24 protein-coding genes are annotated in these 25,199 nt (G+C 46.0%); 11 read left to right on the top strand and 13 right to left on the bottom strand.

All coding sequences use genetic code 11. The features are described from left to right. The first annotated feature begins 24 nt into the window (after positions 1-24). From L1076_RS15885 to L1076_RS15875, 3 genes are all read left to right on the top strand, one after another. Complete coding sequence (locus L1076_RS15885) at positions 25-957, top strand: ribonucleotide-diphosphate reductase subunit beta (protein ID WP_237303986.1); 933 nt, start codon at positions 25-27, stop codon at positions 955-957. 25 nt (positions 958-982) lie between these two features. Next, positions 983-1,225 (top strand): glutaredoxin domain-containing protein, encoded by a 243-nt coding sequence (locus tag L1076_RS15880; protein WP_005529518.1) that lies wholly within the window; start codon positions 983-985, stop codon positions 1,223-1,225. A 491-nt stretch (positions 1,226-1,716) separates the two neighbouring features. Continuing rightward, positions 1,717-2,205, top strand: coding sequence for a GNAT family N-acetyltransferase (locus tag L1076_RS15875; RefSeq protein ID WP_045405902.1), 489 nt, complete (start codon positions 1,717-1,719; stop codon positions 2,203-2,205). Between the two features lie 102 nt (positions 2,206-2,307). Here the strand turns inward: L1076_RS15875 and L1076_RS15870 are convergent, their stop codons facing one another. Beyond that, positions 2,308-3,603: an alpha/beta fold hydrolase gene (locus tag L1076_RS15870; RefSeq protein ID WP_045405904.1), complete on the bottom strand. Its 1,296-nt coding sequence runs from the start codon at positions 3,601-3,603 to the stop codon at positions 2,308-2,310. A gap of 253 nt (positions 3,604-3,856) precedes the next feature. Between L1076_RS15870 and L1076_RS15865 the strand changes: the two genes are divergently transcribed. Next, entirely contained in the window at positions 3,857-5,023 is a 1,167-nt protein-coding gene (locus L1076_RS15865; protein WP_009706471.1) for a D-alanyl-D-alanine carboxypeptidase family protein, read from the top strand. A gap of 128 nt (positions 5,024-5,151) precedes the next feature. Here the strand turns inward: L1076_RS15865 and L1076_RS15860 are convergent, their stop codons facing one another. Both L1076_RS15860 and L1076_RS15855 read right to left on the bottom strand, forming a co-directional pair. Next, positions 5,152-7,809 (bottom strand): alpha-amylase family glycosyl hydrolase, encoded by a 2,658-nt coding sequence (locus L1076_RS15860; RefSeq protein WP_237303985.1) that lies wholly within the window; start codon positions 7,807-7,809, stop codon positions 5,152-5,154. 129 nt (positions 7,810-7,938) lie between these two features. Beyond that, positions 7,939-9,375 carry a helix-turn-helix domain-containing protein gene (locus L1076_RS15855; protein WP_237304065.1) on the bottom strand — a complete coding sequence of 479 codons (1,437 nt, stop codon included), beginning with the start codon at positions 9,373-9,375 and terminating at the stop codon, positions 7,939-7,941. Between the two features lie 195 nt (positions 9,376-9,570). Between L1076_RS15855 and L1076_RS15850 the strand changes: the two genes are divergently transcribed. After that, on the top strand, positions 9,571-10,224 hold the full coding sequence (locus tag L1076_RS15850) for an oxygen-insensitive NAD(P)H-dependent nitroreductase NfsB (protein ID WP_038898248.1): 654 nt from the start codon (positions 9,571-9,573) through the stop codon (positions 10,222-10,224). 162 nt (positions 10,225-10,386) lie between these two features. After that, entirely contained in the window at positions 10,387-10,677 is a 291-nt protein-coding gene (locus L1076_RS15845; RefSeq protein ID WP_104028222.1) for a putative quinol monooxygenase, read from the top strand. Here the strand turns inward: L1076_RS15845 and L1076_RS15840 are convergent. Next, on the bottom strand, positions 10,674-11,603 hold the full coding sequence (locus tag L1076_RS15840) for a LysR family transcriptional regulator (protein WP_237303984.1): 930 nt from the start codon (positions 11,601-11,603) through the stop codon (positions 10,674-10,676). The genes L1076_RS15845 and L1076_RS15840 overlap by 4 nt on opposite strands. Positions 11,604-11,735: 132 nt before the next feature. Between L1076_RS15840 and L1076_RS15835 the strand changes: the two genes are divergently transcribed. Then, the gene (locus tag L1076_RS15835; protein ID WP_005429327.1) at positions 11,736-11,954 is read left to right on the top strand and encodes a VF530 family protein; all 219 of its coding nucleotides are present in this window, start codon (positions 11,736-11,738) and stop codon (positions 11,952-11,954) included. Between the two features lie 164 nt (positions 11,955-12,118). Here the strand turns inward: L1076_RS15835 and L1076_RS15830 are convergent, their stop codons facing one another. Beyond that, a complete protein-coding gene (locus L1076_RS15830; RefSeq protein WP_005453229.1) occupies positions 12,119-12,571 on the bottom strand; it encodes a thioesterase family protein in 453 nt (150 codons plus the stop codon). A 209-nt stretch (positions 12,572-12,780) separates the two neighbouring features. Between L1076_RS15830 and L1076_RS15825 the strand changes: the two genes are divergently transcribed. The 3 genes from L1076_RS15825 to L1076_RS15815 all read left to right on the top strand — a co-directional run bounded on the left by L1076_RS15825 (position 12,781) and on the right by L1076_RS15815 (position 15,060). After that, on the top strand, positions 12,781-13,545 hold the full coding sequence (locus tag L1076_RS15825) for a ferredoxin--NADP reductase (RefSeq protein WP_237303983.1): 765 nt from the start codon (positions 12,781-12,783) through the stop codon (positions 13,543-13,545). A gap of 120 nt (positions 13,546-13,665) precedes the next feature. Beyond that, positions 13,666-14,109, top strand: a complete 444-nt coding sequence (locus L1076_RS15820) for an RDD family protein (protein WP_104028232.1) — start codon at positions 13,666-13,668, stop codon at positions 14,107-14,109. 114 nt (positions 14,110-14,223) lie between these two features. After that, a complete protein-coding gene (locus L1076_RS15815; RefSeq protein ID WP_045421687.1) occupies positions 14,224-15,060 on the top strand; it encodes an outer membrane beta-barrel protein in 837 nt (278 codons plus the stop codon). A gap of 65 nt (positions 15,061-15,125) precedes the next feature. On the opposite strand, the gene L1076_RS15810 is transcribed toward L1076_RS15815, so the two are convergent. From L1076_RS15810 to L1076_RS15775, 8 genes are all read right to left on the bottom strand, one after another. Next, positions 15,126-15,797 (bottom strand): DUF2057 domain-containing protein, encoded by a 672-nt coding sequence (locus L1076_RS15810; protein WP_038879472.1) that lies wholly within the window; start codon positions 15,795-15,797, stop codon positions 15,126-15,128. Positions 15,798-15,988: 191 nt separating this feature from the next. Next, entirely contained in the window at positions 15,989-17,140 is a 1,152-nt protein-coding gene (locus tag L1076_RS15805; protein ID WP_038869038.1) for an AI-2E family transporter, read from the bottom strand. Continuing rightward, the gene (locus tag L1076_RS15800; RefSeq protein WP_038869040.1) at positions 17,133-17,819 is read right to left on the bottom strand and encodes a potassium channel family protein; all 687 of its coding nucleotides are present in this window, start codon (positions 17,817-17,819) and stop codon (positions 17,133-17,135) included. The genes L1076_RS15805 and L1076_RS15800 overlap by 8 nt, the downstream gene beginning before the upstream one ends. Before the next feature lie 18 nt (positions 17,820-17,837). After that, entirely contained in the window at positions 17,838-18,725 is an 888-nt protein-coding gene (locus L1076_RS15795) for an HlyD family secretion protein (RefSeq protein ID WP_105067832.1), read from the bottom strand. 12 nt (positions 18,726-18,737) lie between these two features. Continuing rightward, positions 18,738-18,941 (bottom strand): DUF1656 domain-containing protein, encoded by a 204-nt coding sequence (locus tag L1076_RS15790; RefSeq protein WP_019821560.1) that lies wholly within the window; start codon positions 18,939-18,941, stop codon positions 18,738-18,740. Beyond that, positions 18,941-20,608, bottom strand: a complete 1,668-nt coding sequence (locus tag L1076_RS15785) for a TolC family protein (RefSeq protein WP_045405919.1) — start codon at positions 20,606-20,608, stop codon at positions 18,941-18,943. The genes L1076_RS15790 and L1076_RS15785 overlap by 1 nt, the downstream gene beginning before the upstream one ends. A 10-nt stretch (positions 20,609-20,618) precedes the next feature. Continuing rightward, positions 20,619-22,799, bottom strand: a complete 2,181-nt coding sequence (locus L1076_RS15780; protein WP_237303982.1) for an FUSC family protein — start codon at positions 22,797-22,799, stop codon at positions 20,619-20,621. A gap of 414 nt (positions 22,800-23,213) precedes the next feature. Further along, a complete protein-coding gene (locus L1076_RS15775) occupies positions 23,214-24,080 on the bottom strand; it encodes a DMT family transporter (protein ID WP_237303981.1) in 867 nt (288 codons plus the stop codon). Between the two features lie 206 nt (positions 24,081-24,286). Here L1076_RS15775 and L1076_RS15770 point away from each other — a divergent pair, with 206 nt between their 5' ends. After that, positions 24,287-25,165 (top strand): 6-carboxytetrahydropterin synthase, encoded by an 879-nt coding sequence (locus tag L1076_RS15770; protein WP_038879483.1) that lies wholly within the window; start codon positions 24,287-24,289, stop codon positions 25,163-25,165. Positions 25,166-25,199 lie beyond the last annotated feature (34 nt).

Here is a 25,199-nt window from a genome sequence, read left to right as displayed (position 1 = left end):
ATCAACCGAAAGTAAGGAAACGGTATGATTGTTAAAAACAAATTTAGCTTGTTCCCCATTCAATACGAAGAGATTTGGCAAGCGTACAAAACTCACGAAGCGGCTTTCTGGACTACAGAAGAACTCGATTTCGCTCAAGATCTTGCTGATCTTTCCAAGCTGACCGAAGGCGAAAAGCACTTCATTCGACATGTGTTGGCGTTCTTTGCTCAGAGCGAAGGGATGATCAACGAGAACTTATTGACTCGATTTTATGGCGAAATTGAAATCGCAGAAGCGCGCTGCTTCCTTGCTTTGCAGGCATTTAATGAAGTCATTCACGCAGAGACTTACGCGCTGCAACTCGAAACTTACATCCCCGATGTTGAAGAGCGTGAGCGCTTGTTCGATGCGATTGAAAACGTCCCGACCGTAAAGCGTAAGGCGGAGTGGGTAATGAAGTGGATCTCTTCCGATAAACCATTGGTAATGCGTTTGATCGCCTTTGGTCTTGTAGAAGGCTTGTTCTTCGCTGGTAGCTTCTGTGCCATTTACTACTTCCGTAAACGTGGTTTGCTGGCTGGTTTGGCAGCAAGCAATGACTTGATTGCTCGTGACGAAGGGTTGCACTTTAGCTTCTCTGCGCTGCTATTCAAAACCTTGGGGCAGGGCAAGGTAACACAACAAGAGTTTGAAGAAATTTGCCGTGAAGCGGTTTCAATTGAGAAAGAGTTTGTAACGGAAGCCCTACCGGTAGACTTGATTGGTATGAATGCCGAATTGATGTGCCAATATATTGAGCACACTGCCGATGTCATCGCTGGTTTGTTTGGTTTCACCCCGATCTTTGGTGCTGAAAACCCATTTGATTACATGCGTTTATTGGACATGGAAGGAAAGACCAACTTCTTCGAAAAACGTGTTACTGAGTACAAACGACCTCAAGATCGCCAATTGAGTTTTGATGCGGATTTCTAACGGCAAGGAATAGCAGAGAAGAGTGATGAAAATAGAAATGTACAGTAAGGAGCAGTGCTCCCAATGTGAGACCGCTGCGATGTGGTTGCAAAATCAGGGCTTTAACGTGGCAACGCTCAAGTTGGATGTGGAGTTTGACCGAGAAACCTTGTTCGAGTTATTCCCAACCGCAAGAAGCTACCCACAGTTTATGCTTGATGGCGAACCGATTGGTGATTTCAGTCGCTTAAAATCCGCACTCGCTTTTGAGCAAAACGCCGCTTTCTAAATTATGTATACCCAAGTAACTTCGAGATGCTAGGTTCAGCGAGACTGACTTGGTTTGTAGACGCGGCGGCGATTTAAAGGTTTAGTGGGTCTAAATCAAGAATCGGCAACAAAGTATACAAGCCAAGGCAGCTCGCCCTTTGGGAGCGTGTCATTGACCCGATTGCTGCGTCAAACAACTTGGAAATAGCTGGCTATTACACTGCGTTGTTTTCCTTGCTCTCGAATCAATGACAACGCTCTGAATCCTGCATCTTGAAGTCACTTGGGTATAACCCCTTTTATTGAGAAAAGGGGATTTTTATTTCCACTTAAATTTTGTGGATGTTCAAATTATCAGTAAAAACTCGTAAAACTGTTGAAAACGTACTCGACATAAATGGTCGAAATTTGTACTGTTGATTCGCTTCACATTCCTAAAACTTCTTATCCGATAATCAGTTGAAGCAAAGATCTGTGCTTGATACAGGTCGGTTGGCAAAGGAATTCAACATGCAACAGTTTCATATCAGAAGACTAAGAGAAGAAGACGTCCCACTGTTGAAAACGCTCTTGGTCGAACTCGACGCCTCTCATTATAATGCTGAGCCAGATTTCTACCGTTCTCCGGAAGAAATGGCGCAGTTAAGGGAAGATCGCAACATCTTCGATAAATATTTTGATGGCAGCATCACGGCTTTTATAGCTTGTTCTAACCGACAGGTGGTTGGTTTTATCTCTGGTACCGTGCGAGAGGTCAACTCGATTCTCTCTCCAGAAAGACGCGTCGGTTATATCAATGAATTGGTGGTGTCTGAAAGCCATCGTAACTTAGGTATTGGCTTGTCTTTGATGGATAAAATCGAGAGTGATTTGTGCAGCCAAGACATTGAAGAGCTCGGTTTAACCGTGGCGTCATTTAATCACGAAGGCGAAGATTTCTACCATAAGATGGGTTACCGTGTGATCACCAAAATGATGACCAAGCGAGTCAAAGACTAGCGTCGATTTAAACCTGAATCGAATCAAAAACGCCTCTCTATCTCGTGATAAAGAGGCGTTTTTCTATCTAGGTTGTTTTGGCGAATTCTGAGCGTTAGCTGCTCATTTCAACGTTGTTGCGGTTTGTTTACCCATCGCAATCAACTTGTCGAGAATACGCTCACCATCTGCGCGAAGACCGTTATGCTCATATTCGTTGGTGATCCACGCTTTTGAGTTTGGCATTGCAGCTAGCGTTTCACGGCTAATGTCCATTTCCACAAACATATCGTCTGCATAGACAGCGCAACTCACAGGCACCTTATTGTTTGCCAGTTGCTGCGCATCGTATAACGGCGTCCAATCGGCTTTCTCTGCCAGTAATTCTGCAGCTTCTTTCAGTGGCTTTAAGTTCACGTATTGATCGAACATCCAAGGGAAGACCATTTCTCCGGTGAAGTAGAACGGCTTGCCTTGTTCATAGTTGAACGCATCGTGTTCTTGACGTACTCGGTGTGCGCTCCATTGAGAAGCAAACCCTTGGCAGTAAATTGATTCGTGCAGAATCGCGTAAATTGGATTGGTCTGGAAGTTTTGCTGCGCCAGCATGTCGTTGAGGAATTCATAACGAAGCTGAGGCTTACCGTTCACTTCAATCAAGGCACTTTCTAGCCAGTAGTAAGTTGGCAAGAAGGTGTCACTGACACCAAAGTTAATCCCAATTTGTTGGAACTGTTCGACAGTAAAGCGCTGACCATTTGGCAGAAACTCTTCGTGCTCCAACAAGTGATTAGCAATGTTCTGGCATAGCTGCTGCGCTTGTGGGAATTGCTGGAAGAAGGCTTGGTTCTTCTCCATGGTGCGCTTGAATGTTGCGTGATACACATCATCCGCATGACGAGAAACCGAAGGTACACCGCCCGTAATGTAGCTTTGCAGCAAGCTGTTCGGGAACAACGATAGGTAAGTTAACGAGCAGAAACCACCAAAGCTCTGACCCAAAATTGCCCACTTCTCAACACCAAATTGTTCGCGGATAAATTCTGCATCGCGAACAATGTTGTCTGCGCGGAAGTGGCTTAAGTAGTCTGCCTGTTGCTTCGGTGTGAGGTGCGCAAGCGTCTGGTGATTAATCACGCTGCTGTTGCCAGTGCCGCGTTGGTCGAGCAGCACTACACGATACTCACTCAGTGCGCGTTTGATCCAGCCGTTGTTTCCGTTTGGACGAGGCGAAGGGAAGCCCGGACCACCTTGAAAATACACTAGCCACGGTTTGTTGGAGTCTTCATCGCCGACTAAACAAACGGAGCGAGCGAAGACGTTGATCGTGCCTTTGCTTAGATCTTGGTAATCCAGCGGCACGGTAAACGAGTGGGGCGTGTAATGCAGTCCTGCGTCGATAAATGATTGAGCGTTCATTGTTATGGTCTGTCCTTGTTTATAGTCGCTTTACGATATCGAATTCCTTATTAGAAACAATAGATTTGTTGTAAGAACACGATTTTTGAAGCGGGAAAGGCAAGGAATGGCACTCAAAACAGAAACTCTTCGATCTTTCCGTGTTGGTATGCACTGAGTGAACTATGATCTGATAGGTGCAGTTTAGACATCACTGTCTTACCGTTTTTATGAAACGAGACACTTGGCGGTCATTGACCATGGAGGATGCTTGATGAACACGTCACTTACCCGAATAACGCTCGCTTGTTTATTACTACAGACCATCAGTGCCCCTGCATTGGCAGTTGTAACGCCGAATCCGCCTCAGTTGCAGGCAAAAGGCTATGTGTTAATGGACTTTCAGTCCGGTGCCATTATTGCAGAGCAAAACGCGCGTGCCGGATTAGCCCCTGCCAGTTTAACTAAGCTGATGACTGCTTACGTCGTGGGGCAAGAAATCAAATCCGGGCGGCTCCAATGGGATGACAAAGTGACGGTGAGTGAGAACGCGTGGTCAGCCAAATTCCCAGACTCCTCAAAAATGTTTATCCAACCTAAAGATGAAATCACCGTCGCCAACTTAATGCGTGGTGTGATCGTTCAATCTGGTAATGATGCTTGTGTGGCGCTCGCCGAACATGTTGCCGGTAGTGAAGGGGCGTTTGTCGCCTTGATGAATGGTTGGGCGGATAAACTCAGCCTGAACGATACCTACTTCGTTAACTCGCATGGTCTAGATAGCGAAGGCATTCAAACTTCTCCTAATGATATGGCGACGCTGATGCAATCCATCATCAATGACGTGCCCGAAGTCTATGCGCTTTATAGTGAGAAGGTATTTAAGTGGAACAAGATCACCCAATACAACCGCAATAAACTGTTGTGGGACAAATCGATGGATGTCGATGGCGGCAAAACTGGCTACACCAGCAATGCAGGGTACAGTTTGGTCAGTTCTGCAAAGCAAGGAAAGATGCGACTGATCTCGGTAGTGATGGGAACGCCAAGCAAACAGTCACGCATTAGCCAGTCTAAGAATCTACTCAGCTATGGCTTCCGCTTTTATGACACCAAACAAGTGGCAAAACAGGGCGAAGTTCAGGCGAGTGCTAAAGTATGGAAAGGCGATGTCAGTGAGATTGATTTGGGCTTCGCTCAAGATGCGTACCTGACGCTGCCTCGCTCTCTAACCGCTGGTTTAGATAAAAGCGTGGTCGTGAATGAGCCGTTGATTGCTCCCATCGCAAAAGGGGATGTGGTTGGTAAAGTCGTGTGGAAGAGTGACGATAAAACCGTGGCGAGCTATCCGTTGGTAAGTAACCAAGCGGTGGAAGAGGGCTCGTGGATTGGGAAGTTATGGGACAGTTTAGTGCTGTGGGTGAAGTCGTTGTTTAACTAGCGCAAGGACAATATTTGCGATAGTGAGTTAAGAGTTTCAGAAAAAGAAAAGCAGCTCGAAGGTGAGCTGCTTTTTGCTTTTTTTCTTTATAGCTGAGATGACTTTCGCATTTATTGCGGTTTCAGTGATTATTCAGACAAGGTGATGATTGGTAAGTCATCCCAAATCTTGCTCTCATCCGAAGCGCCGCCAGAGAAGTTCCAAGGACCTTTGTCTTGTTCAAGTGGACGGTAAGTGGCAGACAATCCATCCAAGTCCCAAGTTGTCACATAGAATCGAATGCCATCCAGTGAATCAGGTCGACCTAGTGCGTCACTTGCAAAGTCCATCGAAATGGTGTTGTTAGCTTTGTCTACCGTCACCATTGGTGCCGGCGTTACTGCTTCGCCCCATGTTGTCGCGTTTGCGCCTTGGGTGTTGTAAATCGAGCTTTGCCAGCCGAAGACCACAGCATTGCGACTCCATGTTCCGCTTGGCATAGAAGCGTTGATCTTAGGCAGTTCCGTCAGGTTGGTTGCTGCTTCTTCCGGTAAATCAATGAAGATGGTGAAACCAACGTGGTCAAAGCCGTTTGGTGGCAACCAAGTATCGGTGATCTTATCCATGGTGAAGGTCAAGCGCACATTACTGCCGACGGTAAACACCTCGGCTTTGTTGATTGCGAGTTGGCTGTTGTCTTTGTCGAACGTTGGATCCGTTGGTAGCGAGTAGTTACCATTAGGACCGCCCATGCCATCTTGTGCATCGCCTGCGTCATCAATAGTGTCATCTGGCGTGTTCGACCAGCTTAAGTCCGACACAAAGTTCACATCTTCAATGCCTGCTTTTTTCTCAGTGGAGTAAATCGCGAAGCGGTGTTGCTGTTCGCCAATCGCAAAGTGACGGGTAGATAAAGTCACGCTAAATTGACCGTCAGCACTTACGGTAATGGCTTGTGCGGTTTCTAGATTACCGTCCACGACAAGGTTCAATTTCTCGTTTGCGTTAGCAGTACCAGCAATCACGATGTCATCAGTGATGGTTTGTCCTTCCCAATCCTGTGCCAGTTGGATGTTGAGATCTGGGGTCTCTACCGATTGGGTGTCGTTAGTTTTCGAGTAAATCACAGCAGATTTGGCTGGTAGCTCAAGGGTTACGTGACCGTTTTCATCGGCGATTAACTGCTCTGGAGCGTCTGCCCAGTTAGACATGATTTGTTGTTGGAAGACGGTGCCGCCCGTTTGCTCTACATCGAGTTGGTTCATCAACATCGGGGAATTCGATGTGTTCATTACCACTAAGACTTCGTCGTTATCCAACGTTCGGGTAAAGGCGAACACACCGGCGCCAGCTTTATCGCTACCAATCACTTTCATTTCGCCGCGTGTCATGACTTTGTTTTCGGTACGTAACTTAGCAAGCTCTTGGATGAACAAGTACATCTCGCTATTTTGGTCGAATGAATCTACGTAGTCACCGTCTTCACGGTAACCGCCAGCAAACATCGCATCGCGCGCTGCTGACATCGCCTGTTCTGTACCTTGGTAAATCACAGGAATGCCCGGTACCGCCATCATGGTAATCAGCGCTTGCTTCATATCGTTGATACTGCCTTGCGATAGAAAACGTGGCATATCGTGGTTATCAATGAAGTTCGGCATGATGTATGGATTCGGGAACATCTCCATCATTTTCTCAAGGCGGAAGCGTAAGTAATCGGTCGGTTGTCCTGCTGCAAACACGCGCGTCATAGTAGCTTGCAATGGGAAGTTCAGCACCGAGGTTAACTGCTCCGGTGAGCCGCTTTCGCCGATGTAAGTCAGCATCTTCTCTTCGCCTTCTGTGTTGTAAGGCGTAGATGTTTCGAAGACTTCACCAAAGGTCAGGAAGTTATCGCGACCAGTATCAACCGCTTGAGTCATCACACCATCGTCGGCGTGCAGGAAGTCATTCCAGAAATCGTGCTCTACAAACTTCACAGTATCGATACGGAAACCGTCAACGCCAACTTCTCGGATCCATTTTCGGTAGCTCTCTTTTAGATAAGCGCGTACTTCAGGGTCGGATGTATTCAGGTCATCCAGATCTGACAGTTGCCAGGTTTTTTCTTGTACTGGGTCGTTGTGGTCGGTGATGCTTGGCGTCCAGTGGTAAATGCCGGTGCCATCATCTTTACACTCATTCATGTTGAGCGGATAAGGCAGTTCTTGCCCTGCTGGCAGCGCATTTTCAATCAAACGGAAACCTTGGCAAGGTAGGCTAGGATCGTAATTGTATGGGTCATCGTAAGTGAAGAAGTTACCTACGTGGTTGGTCACGATGTCTTGAATCAAGAACATGTTACGAGCGTGCACTTCTCGTGCTAACGCTTGGTAGCTTTCCATGTTACCAAAGTGCTCATCCACTTTTTGGAAATCACGCGCCCAGTAGCCGTGGTAGCCGCCGTAGTTTTGTTCGGCATCCCACCATTGGTTTGCCACAGGCGGCGTAATCCAGATAGAGGTAGCGCCTAGGTCTTCGATGTAGCCTAGCTTGTCACTAACACCAACAAGGTCACCACCGCTAAATTTCTTGTCTGAGGTAGGATCGTACTCATTCTGGCCTTGATCGTTAAGCGTGTTGTCGCCGTCGTTAAAACGGTCGATCATCAAGAAATAAATGATCTGGTCTTGCCAATCAGGAGATGCCACGTGGCTTCCTGTATCTGCTGGTGTGGTTTCATCGCTACCACAGCCAGAAAGAGCTAAGGCGACCGCTAAAGGTAGTATTTTTATTTTATTCATAGGGTTAGGTAAGGTTTCAAACACGGTTTTTGTCTCCGTTATGCAGCAATGCGGAAACGATAAAGCAAAGGTTTGAAATTGAGAGTGTCATTTCACGCCAAAAGAGACGTGGAATGATGTCACGAAGTGCTGAGTTTGAACTGTGCTACATATTTAACTGAGTGGTTGCACAATTGGGTATTGAATCGGGTAATGGTCTTTGGCTAACTCATTACCAGAATGATCATAGAGTCGGAATCGACACTGTTTAGCCATTTGGGTGAGGGGAAGTTGTAGCGCCCAGCATGTGTAATCTTCTGCATTCTGAGTTTGGCTCATTTCGTGCGGAGCTGGCGCGTCACCGACATAGCATTCGATTTTCGCCACGTCTTTTAATCGACATGCGAGTTCCACAAACAAGGTGTACTGAGTGCCGAGTTGGATAAGTTGCCTTGTCGGGACTATGTATTCCGTTGCACCAATTAAAAGCCCTTTAGAAACCACGTAATCACGCTGGTGGTTGTTATCAATGTAGCGTTCACCATCGACTTCATAACACAGTCTAAAGGTTAGTGGATGAGCGACAGGAAGCTCTGTTGTCGCCCATAGTTCGGTGCCATTATTCAAGAAACGCTCGAAGAAGGCGGGGTAGCGACGCCACGTGCCATCACGGTCTCGACACTCAACTGAGACCACTTTTTCAAACGCAATATTATCCACTTCCATCCAGATTTTACCGACGGGTTGGTCAATATCGTTATCGGCTAAAGTATTGGCTTTGGCATAGTACAAGCGGATGGGTTGGTTATTGAGATGAGTGCGGTTATCCAAGCACTGCTGGCGATATTGCATTGGCGAAAACGGATACCAACGGCGAAAGGTTCGGTGGAAGTTGGAAGGCTCTTCATAACCCAACTGATAAGCGATTTGCTGCGTTGTGAGTTGAGTGTCTGCAAGTAGGGCAAGTGCGTGCTTTTTCTTGGCGAAGTCGACGCATTGCGAATAGCTCATTTGTTTTTCTTGCAGTCGACGTTGCAAGGTGCGCTTGGATGCGCCCAGTTGCAGTGCGGCTTGGTCTAATTTCAGTGCGTAATTGCTGTTTTTGACGAACAGAGCATTAAGCACGCTCAACAATTCTGGCTGTTCAATTGGTTGGTGAGACAGCAGCAAATAAACATGTTTCACCAAGTCGAACACAACCGAGTTTTGTGTTGAGTTGGTTTCTTCTTCTAGTTCGAAATGAGCAGAATGAAGGTCATGGTTGTGAAGATGAATGCGCATAGATTTATTCAAACCTAGCTGTTCCAATTGCATCAGCAGCAAGTCATAAACCGATTCTGCCCAGCTTGGCATTTCAGTAGCTCTGCACTCTAGCCGCATCTGAACCTTGTTATCACTGTGTTCGAAAACAATGTACAAGCGACGGTCGAACAGCGAAACGCTTTTGCTCCACCACAACAGACCTTCACGCAGAGTCGGTGCCTCTTGCAACATCATACATTGCAAGGCAACCAGCTTTTCAATATGCCAATATTCGCCAGCAATTCTTAGGTGATTATGCCCAAGTTTTTTGCAGAGAAAGGGCGTGATGATGTTGTCTTGAGGCAGCATGAAAGTGGTTCGGTAACAGAGCAAAGGCGACATTATTGCTTAAACCAAGTGTTGCTTCAGTGAGAGTGCTCAAAGCTTGTTACATCGGCGATTTTCAAATTTATTTTGAAGATGTTTTTAACTGAAATCGGTTTTTCCCTGTAACTCATAAGGTTAAAGTGATAACCAGCATAAACTACTCGACTGGAGACCCCTATGGACATCGTTCAAGCTGCTAAATCCCGCTACTCAACCAAAGTCTTTGACCCAACTCGTAAGCTGCCACAAGAGAAGATCGACGCAGTTAAAGAGCTGATCCGTTTTAGTCCATCGAGCGTGAACTCTCAGCCGTGGCACTTCATTCTGGCGAGCACAGAAGAGGGCAAGCAACGTATCGCAAAAGCAGCGCAAGAGAACTACGCGTTCAATGCCGCGAAGATCTTGAATGCGTCACACGTGTTGGTGTTCTGTGCCAAAACGGGCATCGATAACGACTACATCGAAGCGCTATTGGCACAGGAAGAAAAAGACGGTCGATTCCCAACCGAAGAGGCAAAAGCAGCGGTACGTGGTGGTCGTAGTTACTTTGTAAACATGCACCGTTTTGACCTGAAAGACGCCAATCATTGGATGGAGAAACAGGTTTACCTCAACGTCGGTACGTTATTACTGGGCGCTTCAACACTAGAAATTGATGCGGTGCCAATCGAAGGTTTTGACCCGAAAGTGCTGGATGAAGAATTTGGTCTTCGCGAAAAGGGCTACACCGGCGTTGTGATTGTGCCGCTTGGCTACCATGCGGAAGATGACTTTAATGCCAAGACGCCTAAGTCACGCTGGGAAGCAGAAACTGTATTTACTGAGATTTGATATCAACTCTATCAATTATTTAATCCTCCTTGCTGGTTAAAATCGTTGATAACTTCGTTTTGAACTTTGTAATTAGACCCACTAGTTACCGCAGTTCACGCCTTGTTCTAAACGATTTTTCCTGCGCAATTTATAACCTCATAATCAATAGAGTTGATATAGATGATTCATTTAGTTGCAGAAATTAAAGCGTATCCAGATAGTATCGACAACGTGACCAATTTACTCTCGGGGCTGCTAGAGCCAACTCGTGAAGAGGACGGTTGTTGCCAATACGAATTGTATTTGGATCAAAAGATCGAAGGCTTGTTTATGTTCCAAGAAATTTGGGCATCGCAAGAAGCGTTAGATAAGCACTTACAAAGCCCACATATCGCGCAGTTCATCTCGGCTCTAGAAGATAACGACTGGGTTGAATATTCTCAGATTCGTCCAATGACGTTTGTCGGTTAAGCTTCCGAGCAGAATGTTGCCAGCACTTTCTTACGTTGCTGGCAGCATTTTTCATGAATGAATTCACGGAAAGTACGAATGGTTGGCGTCAGCAAACGACGATCGGCGCACACCATGTATAACGGTACCGGACCACAATCCCATTCAGGTAATACTCTTACTAATCTTCCCTCAATCAAATCTTGGCTGATGTCCATCAGTGATTTGTTGGTGATCCCTTTGCCTTTGATTGCTAAGCGATGGGATAAGTCACTGTCGTTGCTAAGTAGCTTGCCACTCACGACAACCTGTTCTGTTTCGTCTCCGCGAGTCAGCGTCCATTTGTTGTAAACCGAATCCGCCACCATGTAACACAAACAGTTGTGTTGGTTGAGATCTTCCGGTTTGGTCAGCACAGGATGATTTGCGACGTATTCTGGAGAGGCACACAGGATTCGCTCATTTGCGCCACACAATGCCAATACGACGAGATTAGAGTCAGCAGGTTCGCCGTAACGAATCGCGATATCGACGGGCTTGGTGTACATATCGGTTAAGCTATCAGACAGCTCTAACTTGATAGAGACGTTTGGGTAAACATCAATAAATTCATCAACCCAATCAAGCAGCATGTTGCGACCAAAATCAGATGGCGCGGTGATGTGCAGTTGGCCCGAGAGCTCGCCACGCGCGCTTGATATCTGATCTAACCCTTCTTGTAGCGTTGCGAGTGCTTGGGTGGTTTTGTCTAAGAACAGCTCACCTTCCGACGTTAAGCGAAGGCTGCGAGTGGAGCGCACAAACAGCGGAAAGCCAATTTGTCCCTCAAGACGTTTGATCGATGCACTGATGGCTGCTGGTGTCATGTCCATGCTGTTGGCGGCTTTCGAAAAACTGCCTTGGCGTGCGGTTTCGACAAAGATATTCAGATCGTTGAGGGCTTTCATAATGAAAAGGGCTTTTAAGAAGTTTGGGCTACTATAGGGGAGAGTCGCAGGGCAATTCAAGGTTAAAACACTAGGTTGCACGGCGAGTTTGAGTTAGATTAGCGCGCAACTTCACTTTACTGGATCAATAGCATGAGCCAACAGCAGCCGAATAACCCACTTCACGGGTTGAGTTTAGAAAAAATCCTTACCCGTTTAGTTGAGCACTTCGGGTGGAAAGGAATGCATGAGCGCGTTCGTGTTAATTGTTTTCAGAAAGATCCTTCAATCAAATCGTCATTGAAGTTCCTGCGCAAAACGCAGTGGGCAAGAGATAAAGTGGAAGCGCTGTACATCGAGACGTTCTGCTAATTGGATTTGGTGCACGTCTAAAAGAGAGATTCCGGATGGCTCGCTAGAATGACACAGCTTTTCTCATTATATAGGCTGGAAGAGTACCTCTGCGTCATTCCCGATAGCGACGAAGGAGCGCAGTCGGGAATCTCGATTCTAATCTCTCGCTTCTCGCCTCTTTATTACTCCAAATGATGCGTACTGCCCACGGTGCCTTCCAAGTCTAAAATCGACTGGCGAACGTGGTCTGGAATCGCGGCTTTCACATTGTTCTTAAAATCAAACATCACACCAGTAGCGGTTGCGATGGTCGCAATCTTGCCCCACTTTTTACTCAGCACTTGGTACTCCATCGTGATGCGGTCTTCTTGCATGTCGATTACGCGTGAGCCAATCAAAAGCGTATCTGGAAACGTAACGGGTAGTTTGTAGCGGCACTGGGTTTCACTTAAAACCGGACCGATGTGAGACGTCTGCAAATCTACCAACAGATTAATCTTGTTGAAGTAGTCCAAACGCGCAGTTTCGAAGTAACGAAAATACACCGCATTATTGACGTGTTGCAGGGCATCCATCTCTCCCCAAGCGACTTTGATTTCCGTAATCACTGGGAATTCTTTTAATAACGTATCCATTACTCATGTTCCTTTTTCATCGACGTTGCCGCAATTTGCCAAGCGACTTATCACTTTGAGTATTTATTCTAGATGGAACTGATTAAAATGTAATAAAATTGTATGTAAAATGTGAAATGAATTAGATGCTTATTTTTGTAAACTAAAAACTTTACATAGTCAGTTGTGAGGCGTAGGTTTAAGTAAGCGTAACCAAAAGGAGATGTCCAATGACAGAACTGAAAGGTTTCAATCTTGCCAAAGTAGAAAAACGAATCGACTGGACAGGTGAGCTGTTCAGTTTACGAGTTTCCGGAGCGCCTCTCTCCTTCAAAGCCGGACAATTTACCAAACTTGCACTACTCGACGAACAGGGTAATCCCATTAGCCGTGCATACTCGGTAGTAAATGCGCCCAGTGAGCAGTTTGAATGGCTTGAATTCTTAGTCGTCGCGAACCCAGAAGGGCAATTGACACCAAGGCTACAGCAGCTTCAAACCGGCGATAGCATTTATGTTGGTGAAACGGCCCATGGCGATCTGACCCACGATACCATTCCCAAACACGCAAACGATCTATGGCTGCTTTCCACGGGCACAGGCATTGGTCCATTTCTCTCTTTGTTAGACGACATCAATCTACTGCCACATAGCGATCACATTGTGCTGGTGCATGGTGTGCGTTACGAGAGAGATTTAGTTTACAAATACCTGATAGAGCAGCTCCAACAGCGATATGAAGGTCGTCTTCGTTATGTACCGATTGTCAGCCGTGAGAGTATTCCGGGTCAGCTTCAAGGCCGTATTCCAGATCTGATTGCGTCGGGAGAGCTCGTTAATCGCGCTGACTTACCGTTTTCTAAAGAAAGTAGCTTTGTGATGATGTGTGGTAATCCGGAGATGATCAAAGATACCTCTCCAGTACTGCAAGAATTAGGGCTTGATAAATACCGAGCGAGAACGGGTGGCAATATCATTTACGAAAGGTATTGGTAAGCTTTGACTGATTTTTAATCCATCTCACTTCTGAGAGAGGTTCACAAATATCACATCTCACAATTGAGCACTTTGTGGTCCATCCCTAGAATGCATCAGCTTGCATTTCAGGGGGGAAGTATGTGGTGTTCAATTGCCAGTAAACGGCGCAGATTTATTGGTGGGCTGATTGATTTAATGCTTGTGACAGGGATAGTGCTACTTATTGCTCTTACGATCAATTCCCTCATTAATGGCTTCGAACTTTCTTTTCGTGAAAATCTTCAACTCGTTAATGAGACCAAAGCAAACTACGTCCTAACAATTCCGATGTTAATGATGATGAATTGGAATTTATTGCGTGACGGCCAGACAATTGGCATGCGTTTAGTTGGGATTAAAGTGGTGATGAGTAATGGCCATGATACGACGAAAGTCACTGCTTCATTGCGATTATGCGTGGGCTACTTGATAGAAATGCTTGTTCCATATACGCCGTTAGTGAATTTGTTGTTGCTGATTCTTCACCCGCAAAGGCGACTACTGCACGATTTAATTTCCGGAACTAAAGTTGTGAACTGTTAAAACATCTCGGATTTCGCCTGTTTCATACAGAGTTGCGAGCGACTCACCTTTCCACAACCCTTCTCTAGCGTCTACACTTTCTTCAGACATAAATTCAATCGCTTAGGATCAAGGATGATGAACAAAGCTGGTTGGGCGGTTTGTTTCGCTGCACTATTCTCTTCGGCTGCTTCTGCGGGTGAATGGGAGATTGAAGCCGGTGGGTTTTTCTCTCGCACCGATACGAAACTCAACGCTTACGACCCTTATCTCGATCAAATACGCACTATCGATTTTGAATCGGATCTCGATTTGAAAGAGTTTACTGTGCTGCCTTATGTGGAGTTGGAGTATTACTTTAACCCCAAACACAGCGTGTACGCAGACTGGCGAAGTTTGCATCGAGAAGCCACCCGAACGGCGGTGACTAAGCCATTCGAAGTGACGATAGATGGAACAACGTATGCTGTTCAGGCTGGTTCAAAGCTTACAACAGAGCTGAATATTGATATTGCACGCCTAGGTTACGGTTACCAATTTTATACCAGCGATAAATGGGCGGTGGATGTATTGGCTGGGTTGCACGTGATGTGGCTGTCATTGGGTTTAGATGGCAAGCTCGGTGCGAAAGTGAGTGGAGTGGATGAAATCCCAGTGATGTTTGTTGATGATGCGGTTTTAAATGATGTCACAGCGCCATTACCAGACTTAGGTATTCGAGCTGAGTATTCGCTGAGTCCTGATTGGATTTTGAAAAGTCACGCCCAAGTCTTCTACCTAGCCGTAGATGATATTGAAGGTTACTTGTTGGAATTCGATTTGGGCGCTAAATACTTCTTTACCAATCAGTTCAGCATGACGGGGTCATTCAACTATTATGAGGTGGGCGTTGATTATGAAAGTGACAAATCAGCATTGGATGTCACTTATCGGTTTTACGGGCCGATGCTGACCATGGCATATACATTCTGATATTAAAAAAGCCACATTCGAGTGTGGCTTTTTGCATTTAGCTATACGTGACTAAATCAACGTGCTTATTGCTGGTTGATGTACGCTTTAAAGCGCGCTTGTGTTTCTGCGTCTGCTTTTTGGTACCAGAAGTGCAGCATCTCTTCAGCTGTTGAATCGGCTTTCATGGTCGCAGGTTTAGTTTGCTTCATGTCCGCTGGGATCTTTGCAGGAAGTGTTGCTGGTTGAATTACTGCAGCACTTACAACGCCAACTGCCGCAACACCGCCAGCTTTGTTGTAATCTTCCACTTCACGAACGTAGTCACGACCGATTTGCATGCCAGGCTTCATAAGCTTGTCTTGCTCAACTGCGATAGCGTTGCCAGAAGCGTCAACCAGTTTCCAATCTAGATCTTTGATTTTGTTTTCGGCTTCACGAAGGTCGCGGTATTCCGGTAGTTGTAGAGTCAGCTCTGCATCTGTCGCGTCGAAACGCGTTACGATCACGTCACTCTCAACACTTAGGCGGTCATTACCTTGGCTGAAATATGGCGCGTAACGGAACACAACTTGGTTTACGCCGTCAGGTAGAGTGAAGCTCTTTTCCGAAGCAAAGAAGCCACCAGATAGTTTTACTTTTTCGCCGTTTGCGGCCAAAACTGAAACGTCGTCAGGAACATTTACGGTTACATCCGCGAATGCCATTCCGCTCATAGCAAGAGCAAGCGCGCAAGTTAAAGGCTTGATCAATTTCATTGTTTTTATCCTAAGCACTGTCATTTGTGGTCACCGAGAGTGCATCGTAAAGTGCTTTATTGCAACTCTCGAATGTAAGAAGTATGAAAATTTAACAAGAACGTCATTTTAATCTTATTCGCGTCGATGAAACTGTGAGCCAAATAGCTCAAACCGCTGCAAGCAGCGGTTTGTTTCAATTGATAGAACGATTAGATACCAGCGCCGTGTCCGGCTTCGTTTTGTCTGGAATCTCGCTCGGCATTTTCCTCTAACGCTTCTTGCTGCTGTTGCGCTTTTTCAATGTTCAACCACCACACGAACAGCTCGTACCAAATCGCTAGAATAACCGCACCTAAGAATAGGCCGACAATGCCGTAGAACAACATACCGCCGATGGCACCTAGCAGAATGACGGGCATTGGTACATCCACACCACGACCCATCAACATTGGTTTGAATAGGTTTTCAGATAGCGCTGCAACCACAACCCAAACCGTAAACATGGTTGCTGTGCTGGTGTCTTGCGTCATGTACATGTAACCAACGACTGGCAGTACTGCCAATAGAGCAGGTAGCTGTGCGATACAAAGAATCATCAGTACTAGTGTTAGTAAGCCCGCAGCCGGAACACCAAAGATGAAGAAACCTGCACCAATTAATAGAGCCTGAATGGCTGCTACACCAACAACGCCAAGCAACACACTCTTGATGGTCGCTGCAATAAGCGTTGTCCAGCTCTTCGCATTATCACCCGCAGTACGAACCGCGATGGTTTTCAAGCCAGATGCTAGAGACTCAGAGTAAGTCATAAAGCCAGCAGCAATCGCTAGAGAGATGATTGATAGTAGTAAGCTACCCAGTGCACCACCGACCATACCAAGCAGAGAAGTCAGACCTGCCTTAATTTGAGGCATAAAGGTTTGGATTGCTTTTTCTAGGTTGGTCGCAAACAGTGTCCATACTTCGTAAAGCTTGTCACCGACCAAAGGCCAATCTGCTACCGATGCTTTTGGACCTGGGATCTTAATGTCACCACTTTGCAGTACGTCCAGCGCATGCGTTGCGCCATCGACAATAGAACCCGATACCATGACTAAAGGTGTAACCAATAGCGCGATACCCAGCAAGGCGATGGTCGTTGCAGCGAGGCCACGTTTACCACCATACACTTTTGCCAGCTTTTTACAGATTGGCATCAGAGCGACGGCAATGATGGCACCCCAAATCACCGGAAGGATGAAAGGTTTGATGATGTCGTATGTAAACATCAGCAAGATCAAGATCAAGCCGATTCGTATTGCAGATTCCACCATGTTACTGATGAAAACCTTACTTTCGATTTTTACCGATTGTTTATCCATTTTTGTTTACCTGATGTTCAATGTTGGAACTGACGAGACTTGAAACAACAATCGCCATATAAAACACGCCTACGATGGCCTCTAGATACACGACGACTTGCGCCAAAGGTGTTAGAGGGCTGATGTCGCCATAACCGAGAGTGGTTAGAGTGACGAAACTGAAATACGCTGCGTTAGAGAAGTTTTGGCCCCATGAGATGGCTTCCATCCCAGTGAATGAGTTTGGGGAAAACTCCAGCAGAATGAGGTAAGCAATTGCCCACATCAGACCGAGCAGCAAGAAGAGTGCAACAGATCCAATCACCTTGTTGGTGTTCACATGTCCAGTGAAAAGAATCTGTCTTGCAATCGATTTAAACGTACCAAAGAAGAAGGCGAAGGTTAGGGCGAGCATCACTACGTCCATCTCTTTGATGCCTAATACTGCTTTGATGGCAATGACCACGATCCACGTACCTAACAAGGTATAAAGGAAGCGTGACCAGTTCTTATCAAAACGCAGACTCGCCATACAAACGATGAAAGTCAGAATGGTGAAGCCTTGCAGAAGATGCTCCATTGCACCTTCCCCTACGACTTGTACAAACGCACCACCGATCAACAGACCGATAAGCGCTAACGTCAGGTAGAAGAAGTTGTTTTCTTCATTGATGTTTTTGAGTTTTTTTCCAATAGCCATGGTTTGCCTGTTTAACTCCTATTCTTGTTCTTGTGATGAGTCCTTCATCACCATGATGGAAGCGGAAAGCCCGAATCTCAGATCAACGTCTTCCGGCAATTCATGCAATGACACTCGAACAGGAATACGTTGTGCTAGGCGAATCCATTGGAATACCGGGTTCACGTTAGGCAGAAGGTTATAGCCCACGGTGCCGTCTTTTGGGGCGATCCCCCAACCGATAGAATCGACGGTGGCATCGATTGGTGTGTCTGGGTGTGACATCAGAGTAACGCGCGCATCACTGCCCGGAGCAATTTGCGCTAATTGGTTTTCACGGAAGAAACCAAATACCCAGAAACTGTCTTTATCGATAAGGGCAACCAAAGGTTGGTTCGCAACGGCTTGTGTACCGTCGCGGATATCAAGGTTAGAGACAAAACCGTCAACCGAGGCATAAATCTTGGTGTAGCTAAGGTTTAAACGAGCTGATTTCAATTGCTCTTCAGCGGATTTGATTTGCAGCAGTGACTCTTCGTAGGTGATCTCACGGCGGATTAAGTCTTTGTGAGAAACTGCGCCGCGGTCTTTAGCACGAATGTCTTTCAAACGATCGTACTCTATCTTCTTGCCGCGTGAACTGACGATAGACTTTTGCAATGCCACTTCTGCTTGTGAGAGGGCAACTTCGTAAGTAGTAGGGTCGATCTCAAATAGCAGATCGCCTTTCTTTACTTCTTGGTTATCTTGCACGGTGACATTGACGATAGGGCCAGAGACTCTTGGCGCCACCTTAATGACATTGGCACGAACTTGGCCATCTCGAGTCCAAGGGTTATTAAAATACTCTTCGAACTTCTGATAGCCGAACCAAGCCGCGCCACCAAGAATGACAAGATTGAGTGCAATAACGAGTAGTTTTTTCATCTTGTTGGGCACCTAAAACTGTATATAAAAACTGTCGATGGCCACCACGTAAAACACCATGATGGCAAGGAATGTCAGGGACGGAAACGCAATAAAACGAGACAGACGTGTTTTGTTTAAAATGATCACGGTAATCCAAGTGGCAGTAACCGATAAAAACAGCACTAGCAACAATGGTGAGAAGTACACGTCACCCCAAGAGAGTTCATGTGGCATTATTGAGCCTCCCCTTCTTGTGGTGCGTTATTGCTTTCTACTTTATCTTTCGAGGCTGAGTCCTCGATACGATAAGGCGGCAGCACACGTGCTTCTTCATCCAAGTAGCCGTCCCAATCGCTGCGTTCTTGCATTTGCTTTGCTACACCTTCCGACAAGAAAGGTTTGCCCGTTTGGGCCTCCCAGCCACCACCGAGCGCTTTGTATAAGGCGACAACTTGGTTAGCAACATTGCCTTTGATGGTGGCGTAGCTGTCTTCCGCACGCGTCATTTTCTCTACTGAGTTGAGTAGACGTTCAAACGAAATTTGGCCATTCTCATACTGAGTCATCGAGATATTGAATGCACGAATAGAGGAGTTCACCGATTGCAGACGCAATGACTTTTGCTCCAAGTAAAGATCATAAGCCTCCAGCGCATTGGTCACTTCATTGACTGCTTGCAGAACTTTCTTGTTGTAGTTAGTGAGCGTTTCTTGGAACTTCGCATCTTCAAATCGAATGTTATTTTTCACACGGCCGTACTGGAATATGTTCCAACTGAATGTCGGACCTATCACCATGGTGAGCGAGTCACTGAAGCTAAAGCTGCTGCCATCTGGCACTGTGCTGTCTATGCCGATAGAACCAAAAAGGGAGAAGCTAGGATAGAGAGCCGTTTCAGCAACACCGATTTGCGCACTTTGCGCACGTGCTTGCATTTCAGATACTTGCAAGTCAGGACGACGCATCACTAAGTTCGCATCCACTTGGTTATCAAGCAGAGGAGGGCGAGGCACGATTGAACGTTCATCATTACCGGAGAGCGCTGGCTTTCTTCCTGAGGATTTAAATTGGGCTTCGTAATCCGCCATTCGCTGTGCAAAGCCCGCGGATTTCAACAATCCTTCAACCTCTTCTGGCAAGACACCAAGTAACAACGCTAACGCGGTTCGGGATTGCTTCATCGCGATTTCTAACGAAGGTTGCGCTGCTTTGGTGTTGAAGAGCTGGTTTTTTGCTTGTTGAACGTCGAGTTCCGTAACGTTGCCAGAATCAAACTGGACTTGAGTGATGTTCACCACACGTTCTTGGATCTCGATATTTCGGCGAGAAAGCAGAATACGTTCTTGGAAAGTACGGTAGTTAATGTAGTTGCGAGCCACTTCCGCAGTGATGGTGACCATAATGTCGTGATAAGACGCAATCGACGCGTAATAGCCTGCTTCGGCAGACTCAATTCCACGTGCGTATTTGCCCCAAATGTCCATCTCCCAACCCGCATCAAATGACAACGCGGCGTTATTGACACCTTGGTCGTTCACATAAGCTCGCGCTAAGTTACCGGAGACGGTTTGTACTTGTGGGTACTGCAACCCAGTCGATATGCCCAGTAGTGAACGTGCTTGAACGATGCGCAGGCCAGCTGCCTCAAGGTCAAGGTTTTGTTGGCTGGCCATCTCAACCAACAGGTTAAGGGTCGGGTCGTTAAATTGCTGCCACCACTGCTGCAATTTTTGCTCTGACTGCTCTGCGTCTTGCGTGGCGGCGGCTTTTTCTACCGACCAGTCACTTGGCAAGGCGGTTTGCTCTGGGTGGACATAATCCGGACCCAAAGTCGTACACGCACTTAATCCGAGTACAGAGAGTATGGCGAGGCTTGGTTTAGTTAGTTTTAGAAGCATCATATCCTCACCTTTAAAACCGCTTCTGACGTAAGTTCACCCAATCGATATCCTCATAGGTTTGCTTGCATTGGTTGATCGCTTCGAACACGTTCCGTTTTAAATTCAGCAAGATATAAAAACCAGCAATCTCTGAATAAGCGTAGTCAGATAAATCCAACTCACTAAAGAAATCTTCCAGTTTATTTTCAAAGGATTGGTAATCTTGGCTGTATTGTTCGAAGACAGTATCGAGTTCAGTTGTTGGCTGATGGCTTGCTAATGCGCCTGCCATCAGGGGTAATATGGAATCGGTATGCTTGCTGCGTAACTGTTTGATAAGTGGGTTACTTAATAACTTTTGTTCAGCTGCAATCAGGATGTTGACGTGGTTACTCAACGCATCGCAGGATTTACTGAATGCGCCGATCGCCTCTGGTGTCGTTTTTTCAAACAGTTTGTGGTTGACCTTTGAGCCCCACACTTTGAGTTTTTTCGAAGACACATTCAGAGTGACCAAGTGCAGTGAGCGCTTGACGGATTTGAAGCTGGAGTTTGATGGCTGATGATAACTGCTAAACAGGTCGCCAACGTGTCGGAAATACCGCTCTTTCAAAGTCAGGAACAAATGCTCAGGGCGAGAGCTGAATGGAAAGTAATGCGCAAAAATGATCATAAACACCACCATGTAGAACAGGGTCATGATCGTCATTAGAATCCCGAAGTGATAGGTCATGTTGTTGTCGAGTCCGAGCACAAACAGGCCAATCATGTAGAAGATCGTTACCGGTCCTTTAAACAGATAGAAGCCGATAAAGGTGTAGATGAAGATGAACAAGCCGAGCTCACCGCCGAGCTCTAATCCCGGTAAGATGAAGACGTACGAAGGCACCGCAAATAGGAAGCCAAACGTAAACAAAATCAGCAGCATAAATGGGTGAACGGGTACGAATGACAGCAATGACATAAAGATGGTCGAGAAGGTAACGAATGAGTAACCACCAGGAGGATTGAAGTAAATCCAAATCAACCCTGCTACCCAATAAGTCGTAAAGGTTTTCACTGCTGTTTTAAAGTTCTCAGCATCCCACCAAAGGAACTTACTTTTTTGTTTCGGCAGCTCTTGCTTGAAAGACACATTGTTCGTGACGGAATCAATACAGCTGATGCTTTCTGATAGGCGAGATAAGCTTTGATGCATTAACTTTAGCAAGTGACCAAGAGTAAGAGCGGAGCCTTTGGTTAGGTGGGAGGCATTCGATAGTGCTTCTTGGTTGTAATCAATGCTGAGTTCTTGCGCACGATAAGCTGGACCTTCGTGCTCCCACATTTCTTGGCAGGTTTGAAATAGGGTCTGGATCTCTTTAACCACTTGATCAAAGTTGTTGATGCAATCACGGTCTTGCTGATGGCTAAAGTGGCTGTGTGCCGCGACACTGAGTTCTTGAGTGATTTGTTTATTGAAGTGAACCGCGAGTTGCCATTCTTTCATGTAAGCCGAGACATCACTGCATTCAACACTGACCATGGCGAAGCGCTGTTCTAGCGCATTCTGAGCAGTGAAAACCTTATCTAATAACTCATCAATCGTGGGAGTCGGTTCTTCATCTTCATCCCCTTCTTTTTGTTCAGAGGAAGAGGCGTTAACGTGGTGTGGCGTTGTCTTTTCTTCGAAATTTTGCAAGATCGCTGCGAACAAAGTTTGCTGAGCTTGGTTAAGCTGCTCGATCATCTGGCGCAAATTCTGTTCTGTTTTGGTCGGCCACAAAAAAGTACCAACCAAGGTATAAATGACGACACCAAAAATAGTCATGTGGGCACGATCAACACCGTACATGAATGCGCCCTCGGCATCTCCGCCATTAGACATCATCAAAACCATTACGCCGGTTAGAGCTAATAACGTCGGGTCTTTTTGGTAGGCATTGCGGAAGTAGAAGATAAAAGACACAACCACTGAAACACTAAACATGTACATTAAGCGATCTTGCGCGAACATGCCTACCAACAATAAGCCAATGACGGCACCGACTAGTGTACCAAGTACACGTAGTGTCCCTTTTGCTAATGATTCGCGACGGCTGCCTGTAGAAGCAATCAGCATGACAGTCGTTGCTGCGGTTGAAGCTTGAGGCCAACCCATCGCAAATGGGATCAGATAAGCCAGAGTTAGGCTAAGCGCGACTTTTGTGGCGAATTTGATTTTATCGTTCATAGTGTCAAAGTTTGCTCAGGCTTATAGTTGTAAGTAAATGAATTTACTCGGTCAATATTCAGAATTTCGTTCTGAATAAAATGCGGAGGCGGAATATAGCGAGTGAAAAGAGGCGGTTTGTAAATCCTTTGTCAAAACCAAATTAGGGTTAGACGCCACAATCGTTCCTTACGCCTTACTGCTGCTGGCGCGAGAGGAAAATGAGAAAGAAAACGTTTAACTAGAAAATCTCATTAGTGATACAGATTTGCAGGAATTACCAAGCCAAGTTTTCAATCAATACATAGAGCCGGTGCGTTATCGGCAGCGCTCACGTCCAAATTTGTGAGACTGACTGCCTATAGAAAAGCATAGATGATGATAGCTAAGTAGATAGGAAAGTTTTTATTTTTTATTGGCTTGCCGAGAGCAGTGCTACTTTTTGAGATCGATATTAGGTTTTTGAGCGCGAGATAAAAATACTAACGCAATACCGCTGAGGATGATTAGGCTGGTCATGACTGAGTGGAATGTCAATGTTTCACCGAGTAACAGCGAGCCAAGCAGCAAGGCGATAGCAGGAACCGAGAGCTGGCTGACTGCAGCTTGTAACAATGACAGCTTTTGCATTACTTGATACCAGAGCACGTAGCCGAAACCGGAAGCAATGGCACCCGATGCAACAGCCAACAATTTACCTTGTATTGTAAAGTGAGCGGGAGCTGATAAGAGAGGAGAGAGCATAAGACCGAATAAAGAAGCGGTGATAAACCCCCACGTAATGCCACTACTTGGTGTCGGTGCTTGTTTACCAAGTGCGGTAAAACCTGCCCAACATATACCAGAAGCGACCATTAATATTGCTGACCAGATATCAGGACGAGTCGCAGATGGCAGCATCAACCATGTAAAGCCAATCAAAGATACCGCAATACCGATCAACTCGAGCGTTCTAAATTGTTGTCCTTGCCACCAATACAGGGCGAGCAATGTGAGCTGGACGGCACCAAAAAGTAACAGAGCCCCCGTGCCTGCTGCTAGTTTTATATAGGCAAAGGAGAAGAGTGTGGCGTAACCAAAGAGTGCTAACCCTGCGAGTACGCTGAACTTGGTTGTCGGTCGTTGGCTATGCCAGTTTCCACGAATGAGAAGAATGAAAACTAATATGACTGTGCCTGAGAGCAAGCGGATAAGGGTAAAATTGCCAGCATCAATCAATCCTTCTGCCAATGCCAAACGACAGAGCAGTGAATTGGCAGCAAATGCCATCATGGCAATCGCAGTCAGTAAAAATGTCGACATTCCTTATCCTTATTTATCGTAAGAGCTGGCAGTGTAGCGCCAAATATCAAGTACGGACTAGTTGATAAAGTGATTAGTTATAGCGGAAAACATCGCTCAAGCTGGAATGAGAACAGACAACGTTAGGTTAAATTGAGTAGAAATTGCAATTGTTATAATATAACAATAATTTTAAATCCCTAAACTAGATGAATGAGGAATTCAGTTTGAATTTATTTGTTAAGGACCTCACTGTTATTGATGCTTCTTACTTGTGCGCAACACGAGGAATGGTCGGAGAGAGTTGGATTCTTGATGTCGTAATGCATGGTGATCTCAACGAGATGAGCATGGTGCTGGATTTCTCTAAAGTGAAAAAGCAAATTAAACAATTGGTTGATGAACACGTCGACCATCGACTGCTTGTACCGTCAAAGAACTCAGCAGTGCATTCTGCGCATGTGAAAGCGGGTTATTCCCAAGTTGATCTCATTCGCGGTGAAAAAAGTATTCATTTGAACTGCCCCGACGAAGCATTCTGCTTTATTGAAACCGAAGCTATCTCGATTGAAAGTGTGACTGAGCATATTCACAAGGTGTTGATCGGTCATTTGCCAAGCAACGTGGCTTCAATCGACGTTACCTTACGCCATGAACAGATTAATGGTGCGTATTACCACTATACCCATGGTTTAAAAAAACACGACGGCAACTGCCAACGCATTGCACACGGGCATCGTTCACCGATTGAAATCTTGACTGATGGTGAACGTGATACCGTTCGTGAACACGCTTTTGCACAGCGTTGGCAAGACATCTACCTCGCGTCCATCGAAGACCTAGTCGAGATTGGTCATCTGGAGCTGAGTGAACATGCAAGCCTTATCAACTGCGACACGCATTTTGGGTTCCGATATACCACTTCACAAGGTGACTTCCAACTTGCTATCGCACATAGCGAAACTGAAGTATTAGATACGGATACGACGGTAGAGCTACTGGCTGTATTTATTGCCAATGACATTGCACCTTCATTGGCCAAAGGGCAGTCGTTACAGGTCATCGCTTATGAAGGCGTAGGGAAAGGAGCGATGGCGTTTCGCTAAAATAGCTTCGCCCACTGTCAATCAAAGCTAACTT

The organism is Vibrio sp. MMG023, from assembly GCF_021654215.1.
GTDB lineage: Bacteria > Pseudomonadota > Gammaproteobacteria > Enterobacterales > Vibrionaceae > Vibrio > Vibrio jasicida.
Note: the sequence above shows the minus strand (reverse complement) of the source record. Positions and strands in the feature narration are given on the sequence as shown.